The organism is Amycolatopsis sp. MtRt-6, from assembly GCF_017308975.1.
Taxonomy (GTDB): domain Bacteria; phylum Actinomycetota; class Actinomycetes; order Mycobacteriales; family Pseudonocardiaceae; genus Amycolatopsis.
On record NZ_JADWPD010000020.1, the window covers coordinates 42,602 to 61,714 of the forward strand.

A 19,113-nucleotide genomic window follows, 5' to 3' on the forward strand; every position below is an offset into this window, starting at 1 on the left:
GGCTTGGCGGGAGTGGGGCGTGCCCGGGGGTGGTGGCGTCGGCGGGGCTCGACCGGGGCGTGGGGCCGGCCGGGCTCGACCGGGGGCGTGGGGTCAGCCGGGCTCGGCCGGGAGCGGCAAGGCCAACCGGGCTCGGCCGGGGGCGGCGGAGGCGGCCGGGCTCGGCCGGGGTGGTGGGGTCAGCCGGGCTCGACCGGGGCGGTGGCGCCGGCCGGGCTCGGCCGGGAGCGGCAAGGCCGACCGGGCTCGGCCGCGAGGTCGTGGGCCAGCCGGGGCCATGCCTCTGAGCGGCGGGCCGGCGGGGCTCGGCCGGGGAATGCGCCCCGGCCTCATCCCGGCCCGCCGCCGGCCTCGGGCCGCTCAGCCGGGCAGGGGGCCCGTCGCCGCGGGGCGCTGGGGGTCTCGGGACCAGTGCGACCACGAGCCCGCGTACAGGCCCGCTCCCGGGTGGCCCGCCAGCTCCAGCGCCAGGACCACCGAGCTCGCCGTCACCCCCGAGCCGCAGTACGCGCCCACCGGCTCGCCCGGGCGGAGGCCCAGGCCGGCGAACCTCTCCGCCAGCTCGGCTGGGGGACGCCAGCGGCCGTCGGGGGCGATGTGGGCCGAAAACGGGGCGTTCACCGCTCCCGGGATGTGGCCCGCGCGGGGGTCCACCGGCTCCGTCTCGCCCGCGTAGCGCGGGGTTGCCCGGGCGTCGAGGAGGAGGCCGTCGCGGGCCAGGGCGGCCGCCTCGTCCGCGTCGAGAACCGGCATTCCGCCCGGTCGGACCGTGATGTCGCCCGGCTCCGGGTGCGCCTCCTCCGTGCTCACCGGGTGGCCTTCGGCCGTCCACGCCGCGTAACCGCCGTCGAGGACCGCCACCTCTTCGTGGCCCGCCCAGCGCAGGAGCCACCAGGCCCGCGCCGCCACCGAGCCGTCCGCGTCGTCGTAGGCCACCACCCGGACACCTTCGCGGACGCCGGCCGCGCGCAGGTCGCGCTGCAGGTCGGCCGGGTCGGGCAGGGGGTGGCGGCCACCCTCGCCCGGCTCGCCTGCCAGCACCTTGTCGAGGTCGGTGAACACCGCTCCGGGCACGTGCCCCTCGCGGTAGGAGTCGGCGCCGGGCGGGCCGGCGAGCCGCCAGCGGACGTCGAGGACCACGGGGCGGTCCCCGGCCGGGCCGGCCAGCGCGGCGGCGAGGTCGGTGGTGCTGATCAGCGGACGCATGCCTCCCATCTTCCAGCGGCCGCCCGCCCGGCCGCGCCGGGGTACGGACATATCCCCCACCGGCGGCTTGTCGCCGATCCGGCCACGAGCAGGCCGTCCCCCCGCTCGGCACGTAACGATGCCGCGACGTCTTCGGCCGTGACTGTGGCCGGATCGGTAACCATCGGCGCCGTACCCCCGAGCGCCGCCGCCGCTGCCGGGGTCAACGACTACGATGAGCAACGCGGACGAAGGGGACAGCGTGAACGATCTCATCGACACCACCGAGATGTACTTGCGTACCATCTACGAGCTCGAAGAAGAGGGTGTCGTTCCGCTGCGCGCCCGCATCGCCGAGCGCCTGCAGCAGAGCGGCCCGACCGTGAGCCAGACCGTCGCCCGGATGGAGCGTGACGGGCTGGTCGTGGTCGCCGACGACAGGCACCTCCAGCTCACCGACCACGGCCGCGAACTGGCCATCGCCGTCATGCGCAAGCATCGCCTGGCCGAGCGCCTCCTCGTCGACGTGATCGGGCTCGAGTGGGAGCACGTGCACAACGAGGCGTGCCGCTGGGAGCACGTGATGAGCGAGGCCGTCGAGCGCAAGCTGGTCAAGCTGCTCGACCACCCCACCACGTCGCCGTACGGCAACCCGATCCCCGGCCTCGACAAGCTGGGCGACGGCGAACCCGCGCCGCCCGCGGAGGCCGACCTGGTCCGGCTCGACGAGTTCGCCCGCACCGGCGGCGGCCGCGTCGAGATCCGGCGCATCGCCGAGCACGTCCAGCTGGACGAGTCGCTGATGACCGAGCTCAAGTCGGTCGGCATCGTGCCGGGCGGCACGGTCACCGTCGGCAAGGCCAACGGCGCCACCATCGAGGTCACCGGCGGGGACACCACCGCCCAGGTCGCCAGCTCCGCGCTGCACGCCGTCCTGGCGCAGGCCCGATGAGCCCCGCTTCGGAGGCCGTGGCGGCGTTCCGCACGGTCCACGGCACCGCGCCCGCGGGCGTGTGGTCGGCACCCGGCCGGGTGAACCTGATCGGCGAGCACACCGACTACAACGACGGCTTCGTGCTGCCCTTCGCCCTGCCCCACCGCCTGGCCGCGGCGGCGTCGCCCCGCGAGGACGGCGTCCTGTCCGTGGCCACCCTGGGCGACGACGGCCAGCTCCAGCGCTCCGGCGAGCTCAAGATCGCCGACCTGGCGCCGGGCTCGGTCGACGGGTGGGCCGCGTACCCGGCGGGCGTCGCCTGGGTGCTGCGCGACCAGGGCTTCGCGAACGGGGCCGACCTGGTCATCGCCGGGGACGTGCCGTCGGGGGCCGGGCTGTCCTCCTCCCACGCGCTCGAGTGCGCGGTGTCGCTCGCGCTGCTGGGACTGGCCGGCCTGGAACTGGACGGCAGCCGCGCCGACGTCCCGACGCGGCCCCAGATCGCGCGGTGGGTGCAGCGGTCGGAGAACGACTTCGTCGGCGCCCCCACCGGCCTGCTCGACCAGACGGCGTCCCTCTGCTGCACCGAGTCCCACGTGTTGTTCCTCGACGTGCGCTCGGGCGAGCAGGAGCAGGTGCCGTTCGGCCTCGCCGACGCGGGGCTGCAGGTGCTGATCATGGACACCCGCACCAAGCACTCGCACGCCGAAGGCGGGTACGGCGAGCGCCGCCGCGGCACCGAGCGGGCGGCCGAGCTGCTCGGGGTGAAGGCGCTGCGCGACGTCACCGTCGAAGGCCTCGCCGACGCCCTCGGCCGGCTCCCCGAGGACCTGGTGCCGCTGGTGCGGCACGTCGTCACCGAGAACCAGCGGGTGCTCGAGACGGTCGAGCTGCTGCGCGCCGGGCGGCTGGCCGACATCGGGCCGTACCTCGACGCCTCGCACGTCAGCATGCGCGACGACTACCGGATCTCCACGGCCGAGCTGGACCTCGCGGTCGACTCGGCGCGGGCGGCCGGCGCGCTCGGCTCGCGGATGACCGGCGGCGGCTTCGGCGGCTCGGCGATCGCGCTGGTCCGCGACGCCGACCTGGAGCGGGTCAAGGCGGCCGTCGAGGCGGCCTACGAAAAAGCCGGCTACCGGCGACCGCGGATGTTCACGGCGGTGCCCTCCCGCGGCGCCGGCCGCGACGAGCTCTGACACCGCGCGGGTCCGTTCGGGGCAACCCCCGCGCGGACCCGCGCGTCGGCCAGGGGGAAGACTGTGGGGCACAGTCACCCTCGGCAGGAAGGCCTGGATGTGTCGGAGCAGAGCAACGCCCTGAAGCTGGTCGTGACGGGCGGAGCCGGGTACGTCGGAAGTGTCTGCGCCGCCCGGCTGATCGAGGCCGGGCACCAGGTCACCGTCGTCGACGACCTGTCCACCGGGCACGCCGACGCCGTCCACCCGGACGCGCGGTTCATCGAGGGCGACGCCGCGGAGGTGGCGGGCAGCCTGCTGCGCGAGGGCTTCGACGGCGTGCTGCACTTCGCGGCCAAGTCGCTGGTCGGCGAGTCGATGACGGAGCCGGCGAAGTACTGGGAAGGCAACGTCGTCACCTCGCTGCGGCTCCTGGAGGCCATGCAGGAGCACGGCACGCCCCGGCTGGTGTTCTCCTCGACGGCGGCGACCTACGGCGAGCCGGAGCAGTCGCCGATCCCGGAGACGGCGCCGACCCGCCCGACCAACACCTACGGCGCCACGAAGCTCGCGATCGACGCCGCGATCACCAGCTTCGCCGTGGCGCACGGCCTGGCGGCGGTGAGCCTGCGGTACTTCAACGTCGCGGGCGCGTACGGCGCCTTCGGCGAGCGCCACACCACGGAAACCCATCTCATTCCCCTCGTTCTGCAGGTCGCTTCGGGCGACCGTGAGCGCATCCAGATCTTCGGCGACGACTACCCGACGCCGGACCACACGGCGGTGCGCGACTACATCCACGTCGTGGACCTCGCGGACGCGCACCAGCTGGCGCTGAAGCACGCCACTGCGGGCGAGCACCGCATCTACAACCTGGGCAATGGCACCGGGTTCTCCGTTCTCGAGGTGATCGAGGCCTGCCGTGCGGTCACCGGGCACCCGGTACCGGCGGCGGTGGCTCCGCGCCGGGCGGGGGACCCTTCGGTGCTCGTGGCGGCCAGTGACCGGGCTCGGGAAGAGCTGGGCTGGAAGCCGGAACGGACCGAGCTGGCCGGGATCGTGCGGGACGCCTGGGAGTTCACGCAGTCGCGGCGGGGCTGAGCCCGGCGCGACGACGACGGCCTGCGGGGGCGGCCCGGGAAGCTGCGGGTGGCGAGGGGCCGGCCAGCGGGACTGCGGCCGGCCGAGGCGGCCCGGGGAGCAGCGGAGGCGGGGCGCGACAGCCGGCAGGTGCGGCTGACGGGACCCCGGCCGACCGGGCCGGCCCGGCCGGGGCGGGCGCCGGCCGGCTGGTGGGAGTCCGGGGCGCCGGGACGGCCTCTCTTGCTCCGAGGCCGGTAGGCCGCCTCCGCCGAACTGCCTCCGCCGGCCCAGAACCAAGCTCCACTGTGGACAGCACCCTCCTCACGCTGCCCGCTCCGCGTCGAGATCCGTGGGTTCCAGGCCGAAGCCGGCGAGTGGCCCCGCTGCCGCCGTCGCCAACCCGCGGATCACCTCCGGGGGTGTTCCGTGGTGGAGCACCCTCTTCAACAGCTCCGCCAGCACGTGGCCCGGTTGCGCCTCCAGGGCGTTGTCCAGGGCCATGCCCGCGAAGGCTCCGTCTCCGCGCATGTACGCCGTGAAGCCCAGCAGCGTCGCCGCCTCTGCTCGCTCCGGGGCCGGTGTCTCGCGGACCAGTGTCAGCCACAAGCGCTCTGCTTCCCTGGCCTCCGCTGATGCCGGGGGTACCGCCATCGCCAAGCAGATGTCGCGGATTTCCGGCAGCTTCAGGGCGCTTGCCAGCAGGACCGCTTCCTCGTCCGTCAGCGGCCCCTCGCCGAGGCGCTGACGTTCGAACGCCGCACGGACCACCGAGGCCGCGTCGCCGACACATGTCGCGTCGAGCCACGGTGGGGATGTCAAGCGGGACAAGCGATCCGCGCGGCGTTCGAGCGCCTCCGGGGACCGCGGGGCCAGCAGCGCCTCGAGTTCCTCCCGGCTGTCGAACGCCACCGTGCCGTGCTCGGTCGCCGCTGCCGCCGCCACCGTGGCGCGCAGGTCCGGCAACGTGCCGGCGCATTCTTCGCTGCGATAACACCCCCACGGGGCGCCCGTCCTGATCGTGGGTGTCCACAGGGCGTGCAGGACCGGGAGACTCAGTGCCTCCGTGAGCTCTTCCAGGAAACCCGCGTGCGGTGGCGGCTTTCCGGGTCTTCGCCGGCCGCCGACGATCACCACCGTCACGCCGGCGTGGTGCCCCTCCGCGAACCGGGCGGACAGCGCCCGCGCCTGGTGGGCGCGGTGTTCGCGGCGGGGCAGGTCGCCACGGAGGATCAGGCCCGGGCGGTCGCCCGGGTACTCGTGGCCGATCAGGACGGCGGACTTCGCGGGCCGGAAACCGATCAGGTACGGGAGCGCGGCCAGCAGCTGCGCGGGGTTTCGGAGATCGACCGGCGTCCGGCCGGCCGGGGTGGCTGTGGTCATGCCTCCACAGTGGGGCAGGACGCGGCCGGATGGGGCGGTGGCGGGAAATCTGTGGACAGCCGGGGCCGATGTGGACGAAACCCGCCCGGCCGGGGCCGGGCGGGGCGTTCCTGTCGGTGGGGTGGGCTATGCTGCCCGGCCCCACCGGCCGGATCGTCTAGCGGGGTCCGGGCGGCAGAGTCCCGGATGTCACCGGCTCACCCGCAGTGCTCGAACCCGCTCTCGTAGGTGTTGCTGCCCACCGAGCCGCCCCACTTCACGCAGGTCGCCGCGGCGGTCTTCTTGACCGGCCCGGCGTAGTAGGTGAAGTCACCGGAATCGGTCACCCGCGCCGAACCCTGGACCTCCAGGAACGCCGACACCGCGCTGGCCGTGCCGAGCGACGTCGACTTCAGCGTGGTCACGCAGTTCGCCTTGGTGGAAGCGTTGTACAGCAGGTAGGCCGTGCCCGAGGAGTTGGCCAGCGCCTGCTGGTCGACGACGGAGAAGCCGTCGCCGCAGACCTCTTCGGCGGAGTACGGGTTGCCACCGCAGGCGTTCTTGCTCGTGAAGCTCGTGTGGTCGTAGTACGGCACGGCGACGCCGTTCAGCACGGCCCGCTGCGTGACGCCGTTGAGGTTCTCCTCGAAGTGCAGGTGCGGGCCGCTGACGTTGCCGGTCGCGCCCGCCGTGCCGATCTGCTTGCCGCCGGTGACCGACTGCCCGACCGAAACCGACTGGGTCGACAGGTGCGCGTAACGGGTCGTCCAGCCGCTGCCGTGGTCAATCTCGATCCACCGGCCGTAGCTCTCGGCCCCCCGGTTTTCCACCCGCGTAACGGTTCCCGATGCCGACGCGAGCACCGGCATCCCGGTGATGCCCGCCTTCTGGAAGTCGACCGAGTTCTGCGGGCGGTGGTCGCCGAAGGTCGCGGCGGTCACGGTGACCCCGCACTTGAACGGCACCTGGAAGTTGGGCGCGGCCGAGGCGGGCGCCTGACCGGCGAGGGTGAGGCCGAGCGCGGGCAGCGCCGCGGCGGCGGCGAGCAGGGCGAGCCGTCGCAACCTGGACATGGGGAAACCTCCTGCACAAACGGGACAACTTGACACCACGAAGGGAAGTCCCCGTCGGTACATTTTCCGTACAAGCACTCGCGGAGGACTGTCGAAATGCCGATCCGACCAGCCACGTTCCCCCGCGCCCAGGGCTGGTTGCGCTGGGCGCTCGTCGCGGTTCCGATGGTCGCCGCCATGCCACGGGCGACCGACGTGCGCTCCTGGCTCCTGATCACGTTCACCCTCGCGCTGTCGATCCCGTTGCTGTGGCTCCACGACGCCGGCGTCCGGCCGCTGACGACCGCGCCGGCCCTCGCCCTGATCGCGAGCACGGGCGCGCTGTGGGTGCTCCACCCGGGCAGCTGGGCGTCGGTGGCGATGTTCAGCACCACGTTCTTCGTGGTGCTGAAGCAGTCCACGGTGCCGATCGTCGTGGCGGTCGTGCTCGACGCCGGCGTGATCACGACCTGGGCGGCCCGCCACGACCTGTGGGACGACGCCCTGTCGACGTACGCGGTGCTGGCCGTGATCGTGCTGATGGCGCTGAACCGGCGGGCCCGGCTCGCCCGTGTCGAGCAGACCGAGCTGGCGCTGGCCCGCGCGCAGACCGCCAACGAGGAGCACGCCCGCGCGGCCGCGCTCGCCGAACGCGCCCGCATCGCCCGCGAGCTGCACGACGTCCTGGCCCATTCGCTGGCCGGGCTCTCGCTGAACCTCCAGGGCGCGCGGCTGATGCTGGTGCGCGACGGCGCGAGCCCGGACGCCGTCGCCCAGATCGAGCGGGCGCAGACGCTGGCGTCGGAGGGGCTCGCCGAGGCCCGGAAGGCGGTGGCCGCGCTGCGCGAGGACGCCGTCGGGGTCGAACGCGCGATCGCGGACCTGCTCGCCGCGTACCGGCTCGACACCGGCGCCCGCGCGGACCTCGCGGTCGAGGGCGAGCCGCGCGAGCTCGACGCGGCGGTCGGCACCGCGCTGGTCCGCGCGGTGCAGGAGGCGCTGGCCAACACCCGCAAGCACGCCCCACGGGCCGAAGTGGACGTCACGCTCGGCTACGCCGGCGGATCGGTGGAGCTGACCGTGGCCGACCGGCAGGGCAGGCGCCCGCCGGCCGCGCCGGCGGCAGGCTACGGTTTGCGCGGGATGGGCGAACGGGTCGCGCTGCTCGACGGGCGTCTGGAGAGCGGACCGGGGGAGGACGGATGGCGGATTCACCTGACGGTGCCGGCGGCGTGACGCTGCGCGTCGTGCTGGCCGACGACCAGGCCGTGGTCCGGGAAGGCCTGGTCACGCTGCTCGGGCTGCTGCCCGGTGTCGAGGTGGTCGGCGCCGCCGCCGACGGGCTGGCCGCGCTCGAGCTCGTCGCCGAACACCACCCCGACGTCGTGCTGGTCGACCTGCGGATGCCGCGCTGCGACGGCGTGGAGACCACCGAGCGGATCCGCGCCGGGCACCCGGACACCGAGGTCGTCGTGCTCACCACCTACGCCGACGACGAGTCGCTCCTGGCCGCGCTGCGCGCCGGGGCGCGCGGGTTCCTCACCAAGGACGCCGACGCCGAGTCCATCGCGCGGGCCCTGCGTTCGGCCGCCGCCGGGCAGTCCACAGTGGACGGGGAGCTGCAGCGGCGGCTCGTCGAAGCCGCCGCCCGCGGCACCCCGCCGCGCGTCAAGGCGGTCGAAGGCCTGACCGCGCGCGAGATCGAGGTGCTGCGGCTGATCGCGGCGGGTCTGTCGAACACCGAGATCGCCCGCACCCTTGTGGTGAGCGAGGCGACCGTGAAGACCCACGTGAACCACCTGTTCGCCAAGGCCGGCCTGCGCGACCGCGCGCAGGCCGTCGCCTTCGCCTACCGGGCGGGCATCGCCGGCTGACCCGTCACGGCGCGGGTGGGATGTTCGCGTTGTGGTGGAAGACGTTCCGCGGGTCGTACGCCGCCTTGATCCGGGCCAGCCGCGCGTACTTCTCCGGGCCGTAGGACATCCGGACGCGGTCGGCTTCGTACTCCACCATGAAGTTGACGTAGCCCGCCGAGTTGGACGAGAACGGCACCAGCGCTTCCCAGAACTCGCGCACCCACGCGCGGTCCACGGCGTACGGTTCCGGCTCGGCCGCGAGCGAGTCGATGTTGATCAGGATGCTCTCCCGCCGCGGGCCGCCGAACGCCGTCGCGTCGTCGGCGACCTCGGTGAAGGCCCCACGCATGGCGAAGATCGGCATGATCGACATCGGCGAGGTCTTGCGCGGCAGGAAGTCCGCGATCACCTCGATGACCTCGTCGGTGAAGGCGTCGGCGTAGGCCGCCTTCTCGTAGGCCAGGATCCCCCACGGCGCGGCACCGTCGATCATCCGCTGGAGTTCCACGTACGGGATCGGCGAGACGAACTCGAACAGCGGCGCCGGTCCGGAGCGGGCCGCCGCGACCGCCTCGGCGTGCTGCTCCTCGCCGTCGAAGCCGGCGATCAGCACGGCGTAGCCCGGCCGGAAGTGGTGCGCGTCGGGAACGAACGGCGCGGGCGGCGCGTTGAGCCCGGCGACGAGCACTCCCGTTTCGCGGGGCAGCGTCCGGAGCAGCTCGCGGGCGTGGCGCAGCGCGGCCACGCCGTCCTCGAGGCCGTAGAAGAACAGTCCCAGGTGGACGATCGGGCCGACCGGGTGCAGCCGGAACTCGAACTCGGTGACGACGCCGAAGTTGCCGCCGCCCCCGCGCAGCGCCCAGAACAGGTCGGGGTGCTCCTCGGCGGACACGCGCAGCACCTCGCCGTCGGCGGTGACGAGCTCGGCCGAGAGCAGGTTGTCGCACGACATCCCGTGCTTGGCGGTGAGCCAGCCGAAGCCGCCGCCGAGGGTCAGCCCGCCGACGCCGGTGTGACTGATCGTGCCGCCCGGTACCGCGAGCGCGTGCTCCTGCGTGGCCGCGTCGAGCTGCGCCCAAGTCGTCCCGCCGCCGCAGCGGGCGGTCCGGCTCTCCGGGTCGACGCTGATCGCCTGGAGGGAGCTCAGGTCGAGGCAGAGGCCACCGTCGACGACCGCGGCGCCGGCGTAGTTGTGCCCACCGCCGCGCACCGAGACGTCGAGACCGGCTTCGCGCGCGTACGCGAGCGCCGTCGCCACGTCCGCGGGCCCGGCGGGCCGCACCACCACCGCGGGACGGCGGTCGATCTCGCCGTTCCAGACCGACCGGGCGACGTCGTAGCCGGGGTCGCCGTCGGTCAGCACGGCTCCGGACAGCTGGGTGCGCAGGCTCTCCAGGGTGGGTTCGGCGGTCGAGGTCATGGCGGGTCCTCTCGCAGCGGATAGAACGCCGGTAAGTCGCCTGACCTGCGAAAATCGTTACATTGAGTGACCTTCGGCAGGACTCATTCGGCGGCTGGGACGCCTCCGTTTCTCGGCCTGACGTCCTGCTTCGCGGCAATTTCCGCGACGAGCTGGAACGCGGCGTCCCGAGCCGGTCCGTCAGTCACCTTCGAGACGAGGAAGTTGGCGAAATGCAGGTGGTGGGTGGCCACCAGCCGATCGTGGAAGGTCCCGATGGACTCCACAGTCTTCGAAAACATCCGGAGGTAGACAACCGCGATGAAGTTCCCGAGGATCCCCCCGATCGCCCCGAGCGACGCCACGAGGATCTTCTCGAGCGAACTCGCCGGAGTCGCCGGAGTCGCCGATTTGAGCAGAACGAAAGCCATCGCAATGACGGAGAACCCCGCCGCAATGCAGAATATTCCGGTGAAGAAGATGAATCCACGCTGCCGGAGAGCTTGATCGTAGTACCGCCTCAGCTGCTGACTGTGCACCTGAAAAAGCTTCATCGCCCGGCGCTCCAGCTCCTGCCCTTCGAGCATCTCGTCGAGATCCTGCTGACCGCGGATCGCTTCGATGTCCTTGAACAACGAGTTCGCTTCGGTTCGCATCCATACCCCGGACGCCAGGAACAGACCGGCGTACACCAGGATCAACAGGGAGAGCTCCGCGTCGTCTGCAACGACCAGATAATACCCGTCAAGGAGTATGGTGACCGCGGCGAACAGGGTCGCCACCGCGGACCACTTCTTCAGCCGCCGCCGTCGCCCCTCGATCCGGTGTACTCGCCGATCGATCGCGGCGACATCCGTCGAGACCACGGGATCGGTGTCCCCCAGTTCCAGGCTCACGCCCGGGCGCCAGTCCGCTGTCACGACAACTCGCTGCGCAAGATTGACCTGACCGAGTTTCTCGATTTCCTCGATCAGGGAACGCAGCAGCGCGAGCACCTTCACCTCGAACTGGCCGCCTGCCGTCCGGCCATTCGTCGCCAGGCTCAGCCGGCCGTAGGCGTAGAGCCGCACGATCACCTTGCCCTTGGCGGCATCGAGTTCGACGATGCCGCTCTGCACATCTTTCAGATGATTCTGTGCGGTCGGGAGGATCCGCTCGGCCAGGCCACCCTTGAGCAATACGAGCTTGTCATCCGGCAGGACGACGCCGCCCTCACCGTGGACGACCAAATTGATCGACGCGATCTCCCCCGAAGCGACGAGGAAGTCGGATACTGATCGAAGCTCGTTCAGCGTCACCATGACGCCTCCTCAACCGGTTCTGGCGCAGTTCACACTCCATGGTCGTTCCGCAAACAACCGGCGTTACCCGTGCGAACTTCCGAAATCCGGCCGTGACGTCATCGAGACGGAACCATTTCCGTCACGTATTCCCTTTCTGATCCCCCGGCCTCAGCCGAACGCGGCCCGCAGGGCCGGCTTGCCGCCCGTGACCGGGAGCGTCACCGACGTCTTCGTCAGGTCGAGGGCCAGCCCCGCGCCCGGCTTCGGCCGCAGCGTGTAGTCGTGGTCGCTCGACGCCAGCAGGAACTCCAGCCGGTGCCCGGCCGCGAGGACGTAGTCATCCGGCATCAGCTCGACGGCGATCCGGTAGGTCTGCCCCGGCGTGATCGGCTCCGTGCGCGCGGGCGACGTGCGGTTCTGCGGGTCGGTCCAGCCGCGGGTGATCACGTGCGACGAGCCGTCGGGGGCGCGGTCGAGCAGGATCGCCGAGACGTTCGCCGCGGGCCGGTCGAACGCCAGCGCCAGGTCGGCGCGGACCGTGCCGGAAAGGCGTACGGACTGCTTCGCCGCCGGAGTCGCGTACAGCAGGCGGTTGCCGGACGAAGCGAGGCCGGCCAGCTGCTCGATCGTCTTCGCCGAGTCGTCGGCGAGGGTTTCCGCGGCCGCCGTGCCCGGGACGGGGTTGCGCGTGTCGAGCGCGCCCTTCGAGCGGCCACCCGGCCAGGGGTACACGCGGACGTCGGCGGTGCCCGGCGCCGGCCAGTCGGCCTCGTCGGTCCACGACTTGTCCTCGCGCTGGATCGTGGCCTTTGGCTCGTTCTGGATGCCGTTGTCGATGCCGTAGAGGTAGTGCGACAGCCACTTGTTCAGCGTCGCGAGCCAAGCGTCGCGCCGCAGCGAGTACGGGTCGGCGTGGCCGGACTGGTGCAGCCAGATCTTGTGCTCGACACCGCGGGCCTTCAGCGCCTCGTACCAGGTCGCGACCTGCTCGGTCTTGACGTTCCAGTCGTTGAGGCCGTGCACCGCGAGCACCGACGCGCGCACCTTGCCGACGTCGTTACGGTAGTTGCGGACGTCCCAGAACGGCGTGTAGTCGCCGGTGACGCGGTCCTGGTCGCGGGTCAGCCCGTCGATCACCGGGCGGCAGACCTGCTGGTCGGCACGGGTGTAGACGTACTCGGCGAGCACGTCGGCGTCCTCGCCCTGGAACCCGCCGGCCGCGACCACCGCGCCGTCGCGGCGGTAGTACTCGTACCAGCTGGAGATCGCGGCGATCGGCACGATCGTCTCCAGCCCTTCGACGCCGGTGCTGGCGACGGCGTTGGGCAGCGTCCCGTTGTAGGAGACGCCCATCATGCCGGTCTTGCCCGTCGTCCAGTCCGCCTTCGCCGCGGCGCCATTGGCGTCCTTCGCGGCGGCGCGGCCGTTGAGCCAGTCGACGACCGAGCGGGCGCCGATCGTCTCGTTGACGTCGCCGGTCGTCGGGCAGCCGGTCGAGAACCCGGTGCCGAGCGACTCGCCGTAGACGACGGCGAACCCACGCGCGGTGAAGTAGTTCTGATAGCGCCAGCCGATCGGGACGGCCGGGCCGACGCCGTGCCCGGCGACGCGCGGGCCTTCCGGGCCGCGGGCGTACCCGGGCGCGTAAAGCTCGACGTCGACGTTGTGGTTGGCGATGTCGTTGCCGCCGGCGTAGTACGGGCTGGCCTGGTAGACGACGGGCACCTTCAGGCCCTGCTCGGTCGCCCGCGGGCGCACGACCTGGGCGTGCACGAGGTCGTCGGCGCCGTCGTGGTCGCTGTCGACGGGCGCGGTGACCCAGACGTCTTCGCGGATGATGTCGGCCGGGTCGAACACCGGCTGTGCCTGGCCGTCGGTGAACACCGGGGCCGGCGGGGCGGCGGCTTCCGCGGTGACCGCGGTCAGCGGAAGGGCGAGGACGGCGGCGAGCAGGACTGCGGCTTTCACTCAAACCCCCAAGCCGGGCGAAGCGGACGCTTCAAGACACTTCCGGTCCGCCCGCGGGGGTGTCAAGAGACTAACGTCGGAGGCATGCCGACCGTGGATGCGCCGATCACCGCCGTGACCGTCTACCCGCAGCAGGCGCGGATCACCCGCCGGGGCACCACCCCGCTCGACGGCGGGCCGCGCCTGGAGTTCGCCGGGCTGCCCCCGGCGCTCGACCCGGGCTCGGTGCGCGTCACCGGCAGCGGGCCGGCGCTGATCACCGGCGTCGACGTGCGCACCGCATGGCACGCCGCCCCGGCGAGCGCGGAGCTGGAGGCGCTCGTCGAGCGGCGGCGGACCGATCAGGCCACGCTCGACGGCGTCCTGGACGACGAAGCGGCCGAAACGATGAAGGTGGATCTGCTGACTTCGCTCGCGAAGCGCAGCGGCGGCAGCTTCGCGAAGGCCCTGGCCGCCGGCACCGCCGACCCTTCGCGCGTTGCCGAAGTCACCGACGCGCTGAGTGCGCGGCTGGCGTCGGCGTTGAAGGCGCGCCGGGTGCTGAGCGAGCGGATCGCGCGGCTGCGCGAGGACCTCGCCGCGCTCGACCGGCGGATCGAGGCGCACCGCGCGCAGTCCGGGCAGGACAGCACGTCGGTGATCGTCGAGCTGGAGATTTCCGACACCACCGCGGAAGCCGAGCTGGAACTGTCCTATGTGGTCCCCGGCGCGAGCTGGGAACCGGGCTACGACATCCGGGTGCGCGGCACCGACGTCACCGTGGTGTCGTACGGGCTCGTCAGCCAGCACACGGGCGAGAACTGGCCGGAGTGCGAGCTGGCGCTGTCGACGGCCCGGCCCGCGGTGTCGGTGGTGGTGCCGGAACTCCAGCCGTGGTACCTGGACCGCGTGCTCCCGCAGCCGGGCGAGTGGGTGGCCTCGGCGGCGTACGGCGGGGCTCCCGAAGGCGCACGGCAGTTCGCGCCGGCGGCTCCGGCCATGGTGAACAAGGTGGCGACCGTCGAGCAGGGCACGACGGCGGTCACCTACCGGCCTTCGCGGCCGGTCGCGGTGCCGTCCGGGGCTTCCGGCCATCGGACGACGCTGGCGCAGCTTTCGCTGACGGCTTCGCTCGGGTACGTCACCGCGCCGGTCCTGGCGGAGGAGGCGTACTTGCGCGCCACGGTGGTGAACACGTCGGAGCAGGCCCTGCGGCCCGGGCGCGCTTCGGTGTTCCACGACGCGGAGTTCGTCGGGACGACGGTGCTCGAACCGTGGGCGCCCGGGGAGGAGCTGGAGCTGGCGCTGGGGGTCGACGACCGGATCCGGGTGGAGCGCGAACTGGTGCGGCGGACGGCTTCGAGGGCAACGCTGTCCGGGCAGAAGCGGCGGGAGGCGGAGTACCGGATTTCGATCGGCAACCACGGGCCGCGGCCGGCGGTGGTGACGGTGCTGGACCAGGCGCCGGTGTCGCGGGACGACACGATCACGGTGCGGGACGTGAAGACTTCGCCGGAGCCGGTGGAGACGTCGGCACTGGGCGAGTTCACGTGGCGGCTGGCGCTGGAGCCGGGTGAGACCGGCAAGGTGACGCTTTCGTATCGGGTCGATGTCGCGAAGGGCGTGGAGCTGTCGGGCTGGCGGGAGTGAGCCTCAAGCGCCCCAATGTGGCCTTCGGTGCGTTCAACGCACCCAATGTGGCCTTCGGTGCGTTCAACGCACCCAAGGCGGCCTTCGGTGCGTTCAACGCAACCAAGGCCACCTTGGGGCGCTTGGCTCAGCCCTGGGAGATGTAGGCCTGCAGCTGTTCCTGGCTCTGCTCCAGCTGTTCCATCCGGTTCTTCACCACATCCCCGATGGACACGATCCCGGCCAGCCGGCCGCCGGCGAGGACGGGGACGTGGCGGATGCGGCGTTCCGTCATCAGGACCGACAGCTGGTCCACCGAGTCGTCCGGGGTGCAGCTCGCCACCAGTTTCGTCATGATCTCCGACACCGGGCCGTCGAGGAGGGCCGGGCCGCGTTCGTTCAGGCGGCGGACGACGTCGCGTTCCGAGACGATTCCCGCGATCGTCCCGTCCGGCGCGACCACCACCATCGCGCCGACGTTGTGTTCGGCCAGTCCGGCCAGCAGCGTGGTCACCGTCGTGTCGGGGGTGACCGTCGCGACCGCCGACCCCTTCTTGCGCAGCAGATCCGCAATCCGCATGGCGATCCTTCCCGTCGGTGAGCTGGATCACCACAGGTTAGGGCCCTCCGGCGCCCCGCGAAAGTCCGGCAAACGGGGCGTCTTCGTGGTATTTGCACCGATTCAGCCGAGCCGTTCGGCCAGCCCGTCCAGCGCCAGCCGGATCCCGGCCGCGTAGTCGTCGTCGCCGAGGGCGTCCAGGCGCGCCCGCGCCAGGGCCAGCTGTTCGCGGGCCGCCGCGAGGTCGCCGAGCTTGCGGTAGTCCTCGCCGAGGTTGAGGTGCAGGGACGGGTAGAACCCGCGCACGGCCAGGGACGAGTGGTACTCCTGGGCCCGCGAGTCGGTCAGCGAATCGGCCGCCGCCAGGGCGCGCAGGTCCCACTCGAGCTCTTCGGCGGGGTCGTCGCAGACGTCGGCCATGTGGTGGGCCAGCGCGACGCGGTGCAGCGGGTCGCCGTCTTCGCCGATCGAAGACCACAATTCGGTGAAGGTTGCGTACGCGCCGGCGCGGTCGCCGCCGATGTGCTGCCGCAGACCGGCGTCGATCGCCACCATCACGTCGTCGGTCATGCCGCTCCTTCGTCCGCCAGTGCCCGCAGCCGGGCCAGTCCGGGCTCGATCCGCTCGGTCGCGACCGCACCGTAACCGAAGACGAGGCCGTGCCGCCGCTCCCCCACCCCGAAGTCCGCCAACGAGTACAGCCGGACGCCGTGCCGCCGGGCCGCCCGGACCAGTCCCCCGCAGTCGGTCGCGGCCACCGCGCTCAGGTGCAGGCCCGCGGACGACGGCAACGGCGTCAGGAAGTCCCCGAACGAAGCCAGCGAGCGGGACAGGATCTCGTGCCGGGCGCGGTAGACCTTCCGCATCCGCCGGACGTGCCGGGCGAAGCCGCCTTCGGCCATGAACGCCGCCAGCGCCGCCTGCTCGACGTTCGGCGCGTGCCAGTCGGTCAGGTAGCGGGCTTTGACCAGGGCGGGCACCAGCGACGGCGGCGCGATGAGGAACCCCAGCCGCAGGGCCGGCGAAAGCACCTTCGAAAATGAGCCGACGTACACGACTCGGCCGCGGGAATCCAAGCTGTGCAACGGCTCCAGTGGCCGTCCGGTGTAGCGGAACTCGGTGTCGTAGTCGTCCTCGACGAGCACGGCGTCGTTCCGCTCGGCCCAGTCGAGCAGCTCCAGCCGGCGGTCGAGCGACATCGGCAGACCGAGCGGGTACTGGTGCGACGGCGTCACGTACACCAGCCGCGTCCCGGCCGGGATGGCGTCGACGACGATCCCGGATTCGTCCACCGGAACCGGGGCGACGCGGACGCCGCGCGCGCCGAGCACCAGCCGCGGCGGCGGGTACCCGGGGTCTTCGACGGCGGCGAGGTCGCCGGCCCGCAGCAGCACCCGCGCGACGAGGTCGGTCGTCTGCTGGGCGCCGGCGGTGACGACGACCTGCGCCGCGCTCGCGCGGACGTCCCGCGAAATGCCGGCGTGCCGGGCGATTTCCGCACGCAGCGCAGCGTGGCCCTGCGGGTCGCCGTACGTCATCAGGTCGGCCTGGCCGACCCGCAGGCGCTGCGTGACCAGCCGCCGCCAGGTGTCGAACGGGAACCGCGAGAGGTCGGGGACGCCCGGCCGGAAGTCGAACTCCGGCGCCGGGGCGAACGGCGCGGGCGGCGGCGGGACGGCGTCCCACTCCGGCAGCGGCCGCACGCCCGCGCCGTCCGGGGCCGGCGAAGGGTGCTCCGCCGGCGAAGCCGTGACGAACGTGCCCGCGCCGACGCGCCCGGCGAGGAACCCCTCGGCGGTAAGCCGGTCGTAGGCCGCGCTGACCGTCGTCCGGGAGACCGCCAGCCGCTGCGCGAGCTCGCGGGTGGGCGGCAGGGCCTCGCCGGGCCGGATCCGGCCGGCCAGGATCGCCGCGCGGAGCTGCCGGTAGATCGCGTCGCGGTGGCCACGCGTCCCGGTCAGGTCGATGTGGATCTCCACGGCGCCAGTCTAGATTGGCCCACGAAGGTTGCCGCGATTTTGGCACTGTTCGTGATCCGCTGGCCCGCCTAACGTGCCCGGCATGGATCTTCGCGAACTCGACCGCCGCACCCTGCTCGTCCTCGACAAGATGGTCGCCGGCGTGACACCCGCCGACCTCGCCCGCCCCACCCCGTGCGCCGGCTGGACGCTCGCCGACCTCCTCCGCCACCAGGTCAGCGAGAACCACGCCTTCGCGACGGCGGCCCGCGAAGGGGCGGCCCCGGACTGGGACGCCGGCGTCCTCGGCGACGACGCCTACGCCGCCTACCGGACGTCCGTCGACGACTTCCTCGACGCCTTCGCCGACGACGCCGTGCTGAACCGGCCGCTCGTCATCAACCACTTCGGCACGTTCCCCGGCGCGATCGCCGCGCACATGCACCTGGTCGACACGGTCGCGCACGGCTGGGACCTGGCCCGCACGCTCGGCCTGCCCTACGAGCCCGACGCCGAAGCCGTGTACATCGCCACGAAGCTGGCCGAGCGGATCCCGGACGAAGGCCGCGAGCAGCACGGTTCGTTCGCCCCCAGCGTCGAGGTGCCCGCGGACGCGAGCGAGCTCGACCGGTTCCTCGCTCTCCTCGGCCGCGACCCCGCCTGGACGCTCAGCTGACCTCTTCGACCGGGGCGCTCCACGTGTTGCACGCCTTCGTCGCCTTGCCGTCGTACCCGGCCTTCGCCCAGGACAGCTGGTGCTCGCGCGAGCCGTGGGTGTCGCTGTCGTTGGCCCGGCCGTAGTCGGCGACCGCGGCGTTCGCCAGCGACCGGCTGATCGAACCCGAGCCGGCGACGGCGGTCAGGAACAGCGCGCCGAAGCAGTTGGCCTGCAGCTCGATCCGGCGGACGACCTCCTTGTCGGCCGCGCTGTTCTCGTCCGGCGAGGTCATCTTGTCCGCCGCCGCGGAGAGGATGCCGCTTTCGCGCTGCACGTGGTGGCCGTACTCGTGGGCGATCGTCGCGATGTGCCGCGCCTTGTTGAGCCCGGCGTCCGAGAGCATCCAGTCGGTCGGGGCGTAGATCGTCGTGTCGCCGCCGCAGTAGTAGGCGACGGCTTCGTTTTCCGCGGGCGCCTCGCCGCACGCGCTGTGCTCCGGCAGCGTCACCGACACGGTCGCGGTCAGCGTCGGCTCGTTCGCCTTCTCCAGCGCCGGGCGCCACGACTGCTCCAGGCAGCTGACGAGCGCGCTGTAGTAGGCCTTGAGCTGCTCGGGGGCGCGGCCGAGGTCGGGCAGGGTGCACGTGGCGGGCCCGGGGCTGATGCCGTCGCCGAGCAGCGGGTTGGCCGCCAGCTCCGGCACGGCCTTCGGGGGCTTGCCGCTGTCGCCGTAGGCCCGGCCGGCGTCGGCGCCCGCCGCGGCGAACGCCTGGCCGTCCACCCGGCGCGGGATGGTGGCGGCGATCAGGGAGAACGACACCACGACGATCAGCACCCCGGTGACGGCACCCCAGAGCCGGTTGCGCGGCGGCGCGACCGGGACGGGCGGGGCCGCGGCCCAGGTGGGCGCCCACGGGTTCGGCTCCGGCGCCCACGCGGGCTCCGGCGGCCGACCCGGCCCCGGCCAGGACGGCTCGGTGTCGTTCACGTTCTCCCCCTGCTGTGTGGCACCAGCATACGGACACCCCGGGAG

At 72.5% G+C, this 19,113-nt stretch carries 18 protein-coding genes; 8 read left to right on the forward strand and 10 right to left on the reverse strand.

Features of this window, described 5'->3' with window-relative positions:
• Nucleotides 1-360: 360 nt before the first annotated feature.
• Nucleotides 361-1,206 (reverse strand): sulfurtransferase, encoded by an 846-nt coding sequence (locus I4Q55_RS29690; protein WP_206792220.1) that lies wholly within the window; start codon nt 1,204-1,206, stop codon nt 361-363.
• Nucleotides 1,207-1,420: 214 nt separating this feature from the next.
• Here I4Q55_RS29690 and I4Q55_RS29695 point away from each other — a divergent pair, with 214 nt between their 5' ends.
• The 3 genes from I4Q55_RS29695 to galE all read left to right on the forward strand — a co-directional run bounded on the left by I4Q55_RS29695 (nt 1,421) and on the right by galE (nt 4,398).
• Nucleotides 1,421-2,137, forward strand: a complete 717-nt coding sequence (locus tag I4Q55_RS29695) for a metal-dependent transcriptional regulator (protein ID WP_242547000.1) — start codon at nt 1,421-1,423, stop codon at nt 2,135-2,137.
• Nucleotides 2,134-3,318 carry a galactokinase gene (gene galK / locus I4Q55_RS29700; protein ID WP_206792224.1) on the forward strand — a complete coding sequence of 395 codons (1,185 nt, stop codon included), beginning with the start codon at nt 2,134-2,136 and terminating at the stop codon, nt 3,316-3,318. Before I4Q55_RS29695 ends, galK begins: the two co-directional genes overlap by 4 nt.
• A 99-nt stretch (nt 3,319-3,417) precedes the next feature.
• Complete coding sequence (gene galE, locus I4Q55_RS29705; RefSeq protein ID WP_206792226.1) at nt 3,418-4,398, forward strand: UDP-glucose 4-epimerase GalE; 981 nt, start codon at nt 3,418-3,420, stop codon at nt 4,396-4,398.
• Nucleotides 4,399-4,701: 303 nt separating this feature from the next.
• Here galE and I4Q55_RS29710 read toward each other — a convergent pair whose 3' ends face one another.
• Both I4Q55_RS29710 and I4Q55_RS29715 read right to left on the reverse strand, forming a co-directional pair.
• On the reverse strand, nt 4,702-5,760 hold the full coding sequence (locus tag I4Q55_RS29710) for a DUF4192 domain-containing protein (protein WP_206792228.1): 1,059 nt from the start codon (nt 5,758-5,760) through the stop codon (nt 4,702-4,704).
• 197 nt (nt 5,761-5,957) lie between these two features.
• The gene (locus I4Q55_RS29715) at nt 5,958-6,812 is read right to left on the reverse strand and encodes a M23 family metallopeptidase (protein ID WP_206792230.1); all 855 of its coding nucleotides are present in this window, start codon (nt 6,810-6,812) and stop codon (nt 5,958-5,960) included.
• Nucleotides 6,813-6,908: 96 nt separating this feature from the next.
• Here I4Q55_RS29715 and I4Q55_RS29720 point away from each other — a divergent pair, with 96 nt between their 5' ends.
• Entirely contained in the window at nt 6,909-8,027 is a 1,119-nt protein-coding gene (locus I4Q55_RS29720; protein ID WP_206792232.1) for a sensor histidine kinase, read from the forward strand.
• Nucleotides 7,994-8,665: a response regulator transcription factor gene (locus I4Q55_RS29725; protein ID WP_242547001.1), complete on the forward strand. Its 672-nt coding sequence runs from the start codon at nt 7,994-7,996 to the stop codon at nt 8,663-8,665. Before I4Q55_RS29720 ends, I4Q55_RS29725 begins: the two co-directional genes overlap by 34 nt.
• Nucleotides 8,666-8,669: 4 nt before the next feature.
• Here I4Q55_RS29725 and I4Q55_RS29730 read toward each other — a convergent pair whose 3' ends face one another.
• From I4Q55_RS29730 to I4Q55_RS29740, 3 genes are all read right to left on the reverse strand, one after another.
• Complete coding sequence (locus I4Q55_RS29730) at nt 8,670-10,067, reverse strand: FAD-binding oxidoreductase (protein WP_206792234.1); 1,398 nt, start codon at nt 10,065-10,067, stop codon at nt 8,670-8,672.
• Nucleotides 10,068-10,150: 83 nt separating this feature from the next.
• Nucleotides 10,151-11,347 carry an ABC transporter ATP-binding protein gene (locus tag I4Q55_RS29735; protein WP_206792237.1) on the reverse strand — a complete coding sequence of 399 codons (1,197 nt, stop codon included), beginning with the start codon at nt 11,345-11,347 and terminating at the stop codon, nt 10,151-10,153.
• A gap of 150 nt (nt 11,348-11,497) precedes the next feature.
• On the reverse strand, nt 11,498-13,297 hold the full coding sequence (locus tag I4Q55_RS29740) for a Xaa-Pro dipeptidyl-peptidase (RefSeq protein ID WP_206792239.1): 1,800 nt from the start codon (nt 13,295-13,297) through the stop codon (nt 11,498-11,500).
• An 84-nt stretch (nt 13,298-13,381) separates the two neighbouring features.
• On the opposite strand from I4Q55_RS29740, the gene I4Q55_RS29745 reads away from it, so the two are divergent.
• Together I4Q55_RS29745 and I4Q55_RS29750 are read left to right on the forward strand one after the other, a co-directional pair.
• Nucleotides 13,382-14,926: a mucoidy inhibitor MuiA family protein gene (locus tag I4Q55_RS29745; RefSeq protein ID WP_206792241.1), complete on the forward strand. Its 1,545-nt coding sequence runs from the start codon at nt 13,382-13,384 to the stop codon at nt 14,924-14,926.
• Nucleotides 14,923-15,072 (forward strand): hypothetical protein, encoded by a 150-nt coding sequence (locus I4Q55_RS29750; RefSeq protein WP_206792243.1) that lies wholly within the window; start codon nt 14,923-14,925, stop codon nt 15,070-15,072. The genes I4Q55_RS29745 and I4Q55_RS29750 overlap by 4 nt, the downstream gene beginning before the upstream one ends.
• Here I4Q55_RS29750 and I4Q55_RS29755 read toward each other — a convergent pair.
• The 3 genes from I4Q55_RS29755 to I4Q55_RS29765 form a co-directional block, all read right to left on the reverse strand.
• A complete protein-coding gene (locus I4Q55_RS29755) occupies nt 15,054-15,485 on the reverse strand; it encodes a CBS domain-containing protein (protein ID WP_206792245.1) in 432 nt (143 codons plus the stop codon). The two genes, I4Q55_RS29750 and I4Q55_RS29755, sit on opposite strands and share 19 nt — an antisense overlap.
• 102 nt (nt 15,486-15,587) lie before the next feature.
• Nucleotides 15,588-16,034, reverse strand: coding sequence for a hypothetical protein (locus I4Q55_RS29760; RefSeq protein ID WP_206792247.1), 447 nt, complete (start codon nt 16,032-16,034; stop codon nt 15,588-15,590).
• A complete protein-coding gene (locus I4Q55_RS29765) occupies nt 16,031-17,443 on the reverse strand; it encodes a PLP-dependent aminotransferase family protein (RefSeq protein WP_206792249.1) in 1,413 nt (470 codons plus the stop codon). Before I4Q55_RS29765 ends, I4Q55_RS29760 begins: the two co-directional genes overlap by 4 nt.
• Before the next feature lie 82 nt (nt 17,444-17,525).
• On the opposite strand from I4Q55_RS29765, the gene I4Q55_RS29770 reads away from it, so the two are divergent.
• Nucleotides 17,526-18,098, forward strand: coding sequence for a TIGR03086 family metal-binding protein (locus I4Q55_RS29770; RefSeq protein ID WP_206792251.1), 573 nt, complete (start codon nt 17,526-17,528; stop codon nt 18,096-18,098).
• On the opposite strand, the gene I4Q55_RS29775 is transcribed toward I4Q55_RS29770, so the two are convergent.
• Complete coding sequence (locus tag I4Q55_RS29775; protein ID WP_206792253.1) at nt 18,091-19,068, reverse strand: neutral zinc metallopeptidase; 978 nt, start codon at nt 19,066-19,068, stop codon at nt 18,091-18,093. The two genes, I4Q55_RS29770 and I4Q55_RS29775, sit on opposite strands and share 8 nt — an antisense overlap.
• Between the last annotated feature and the right edge of the window lie 45 nt (nt 19,069-19,113).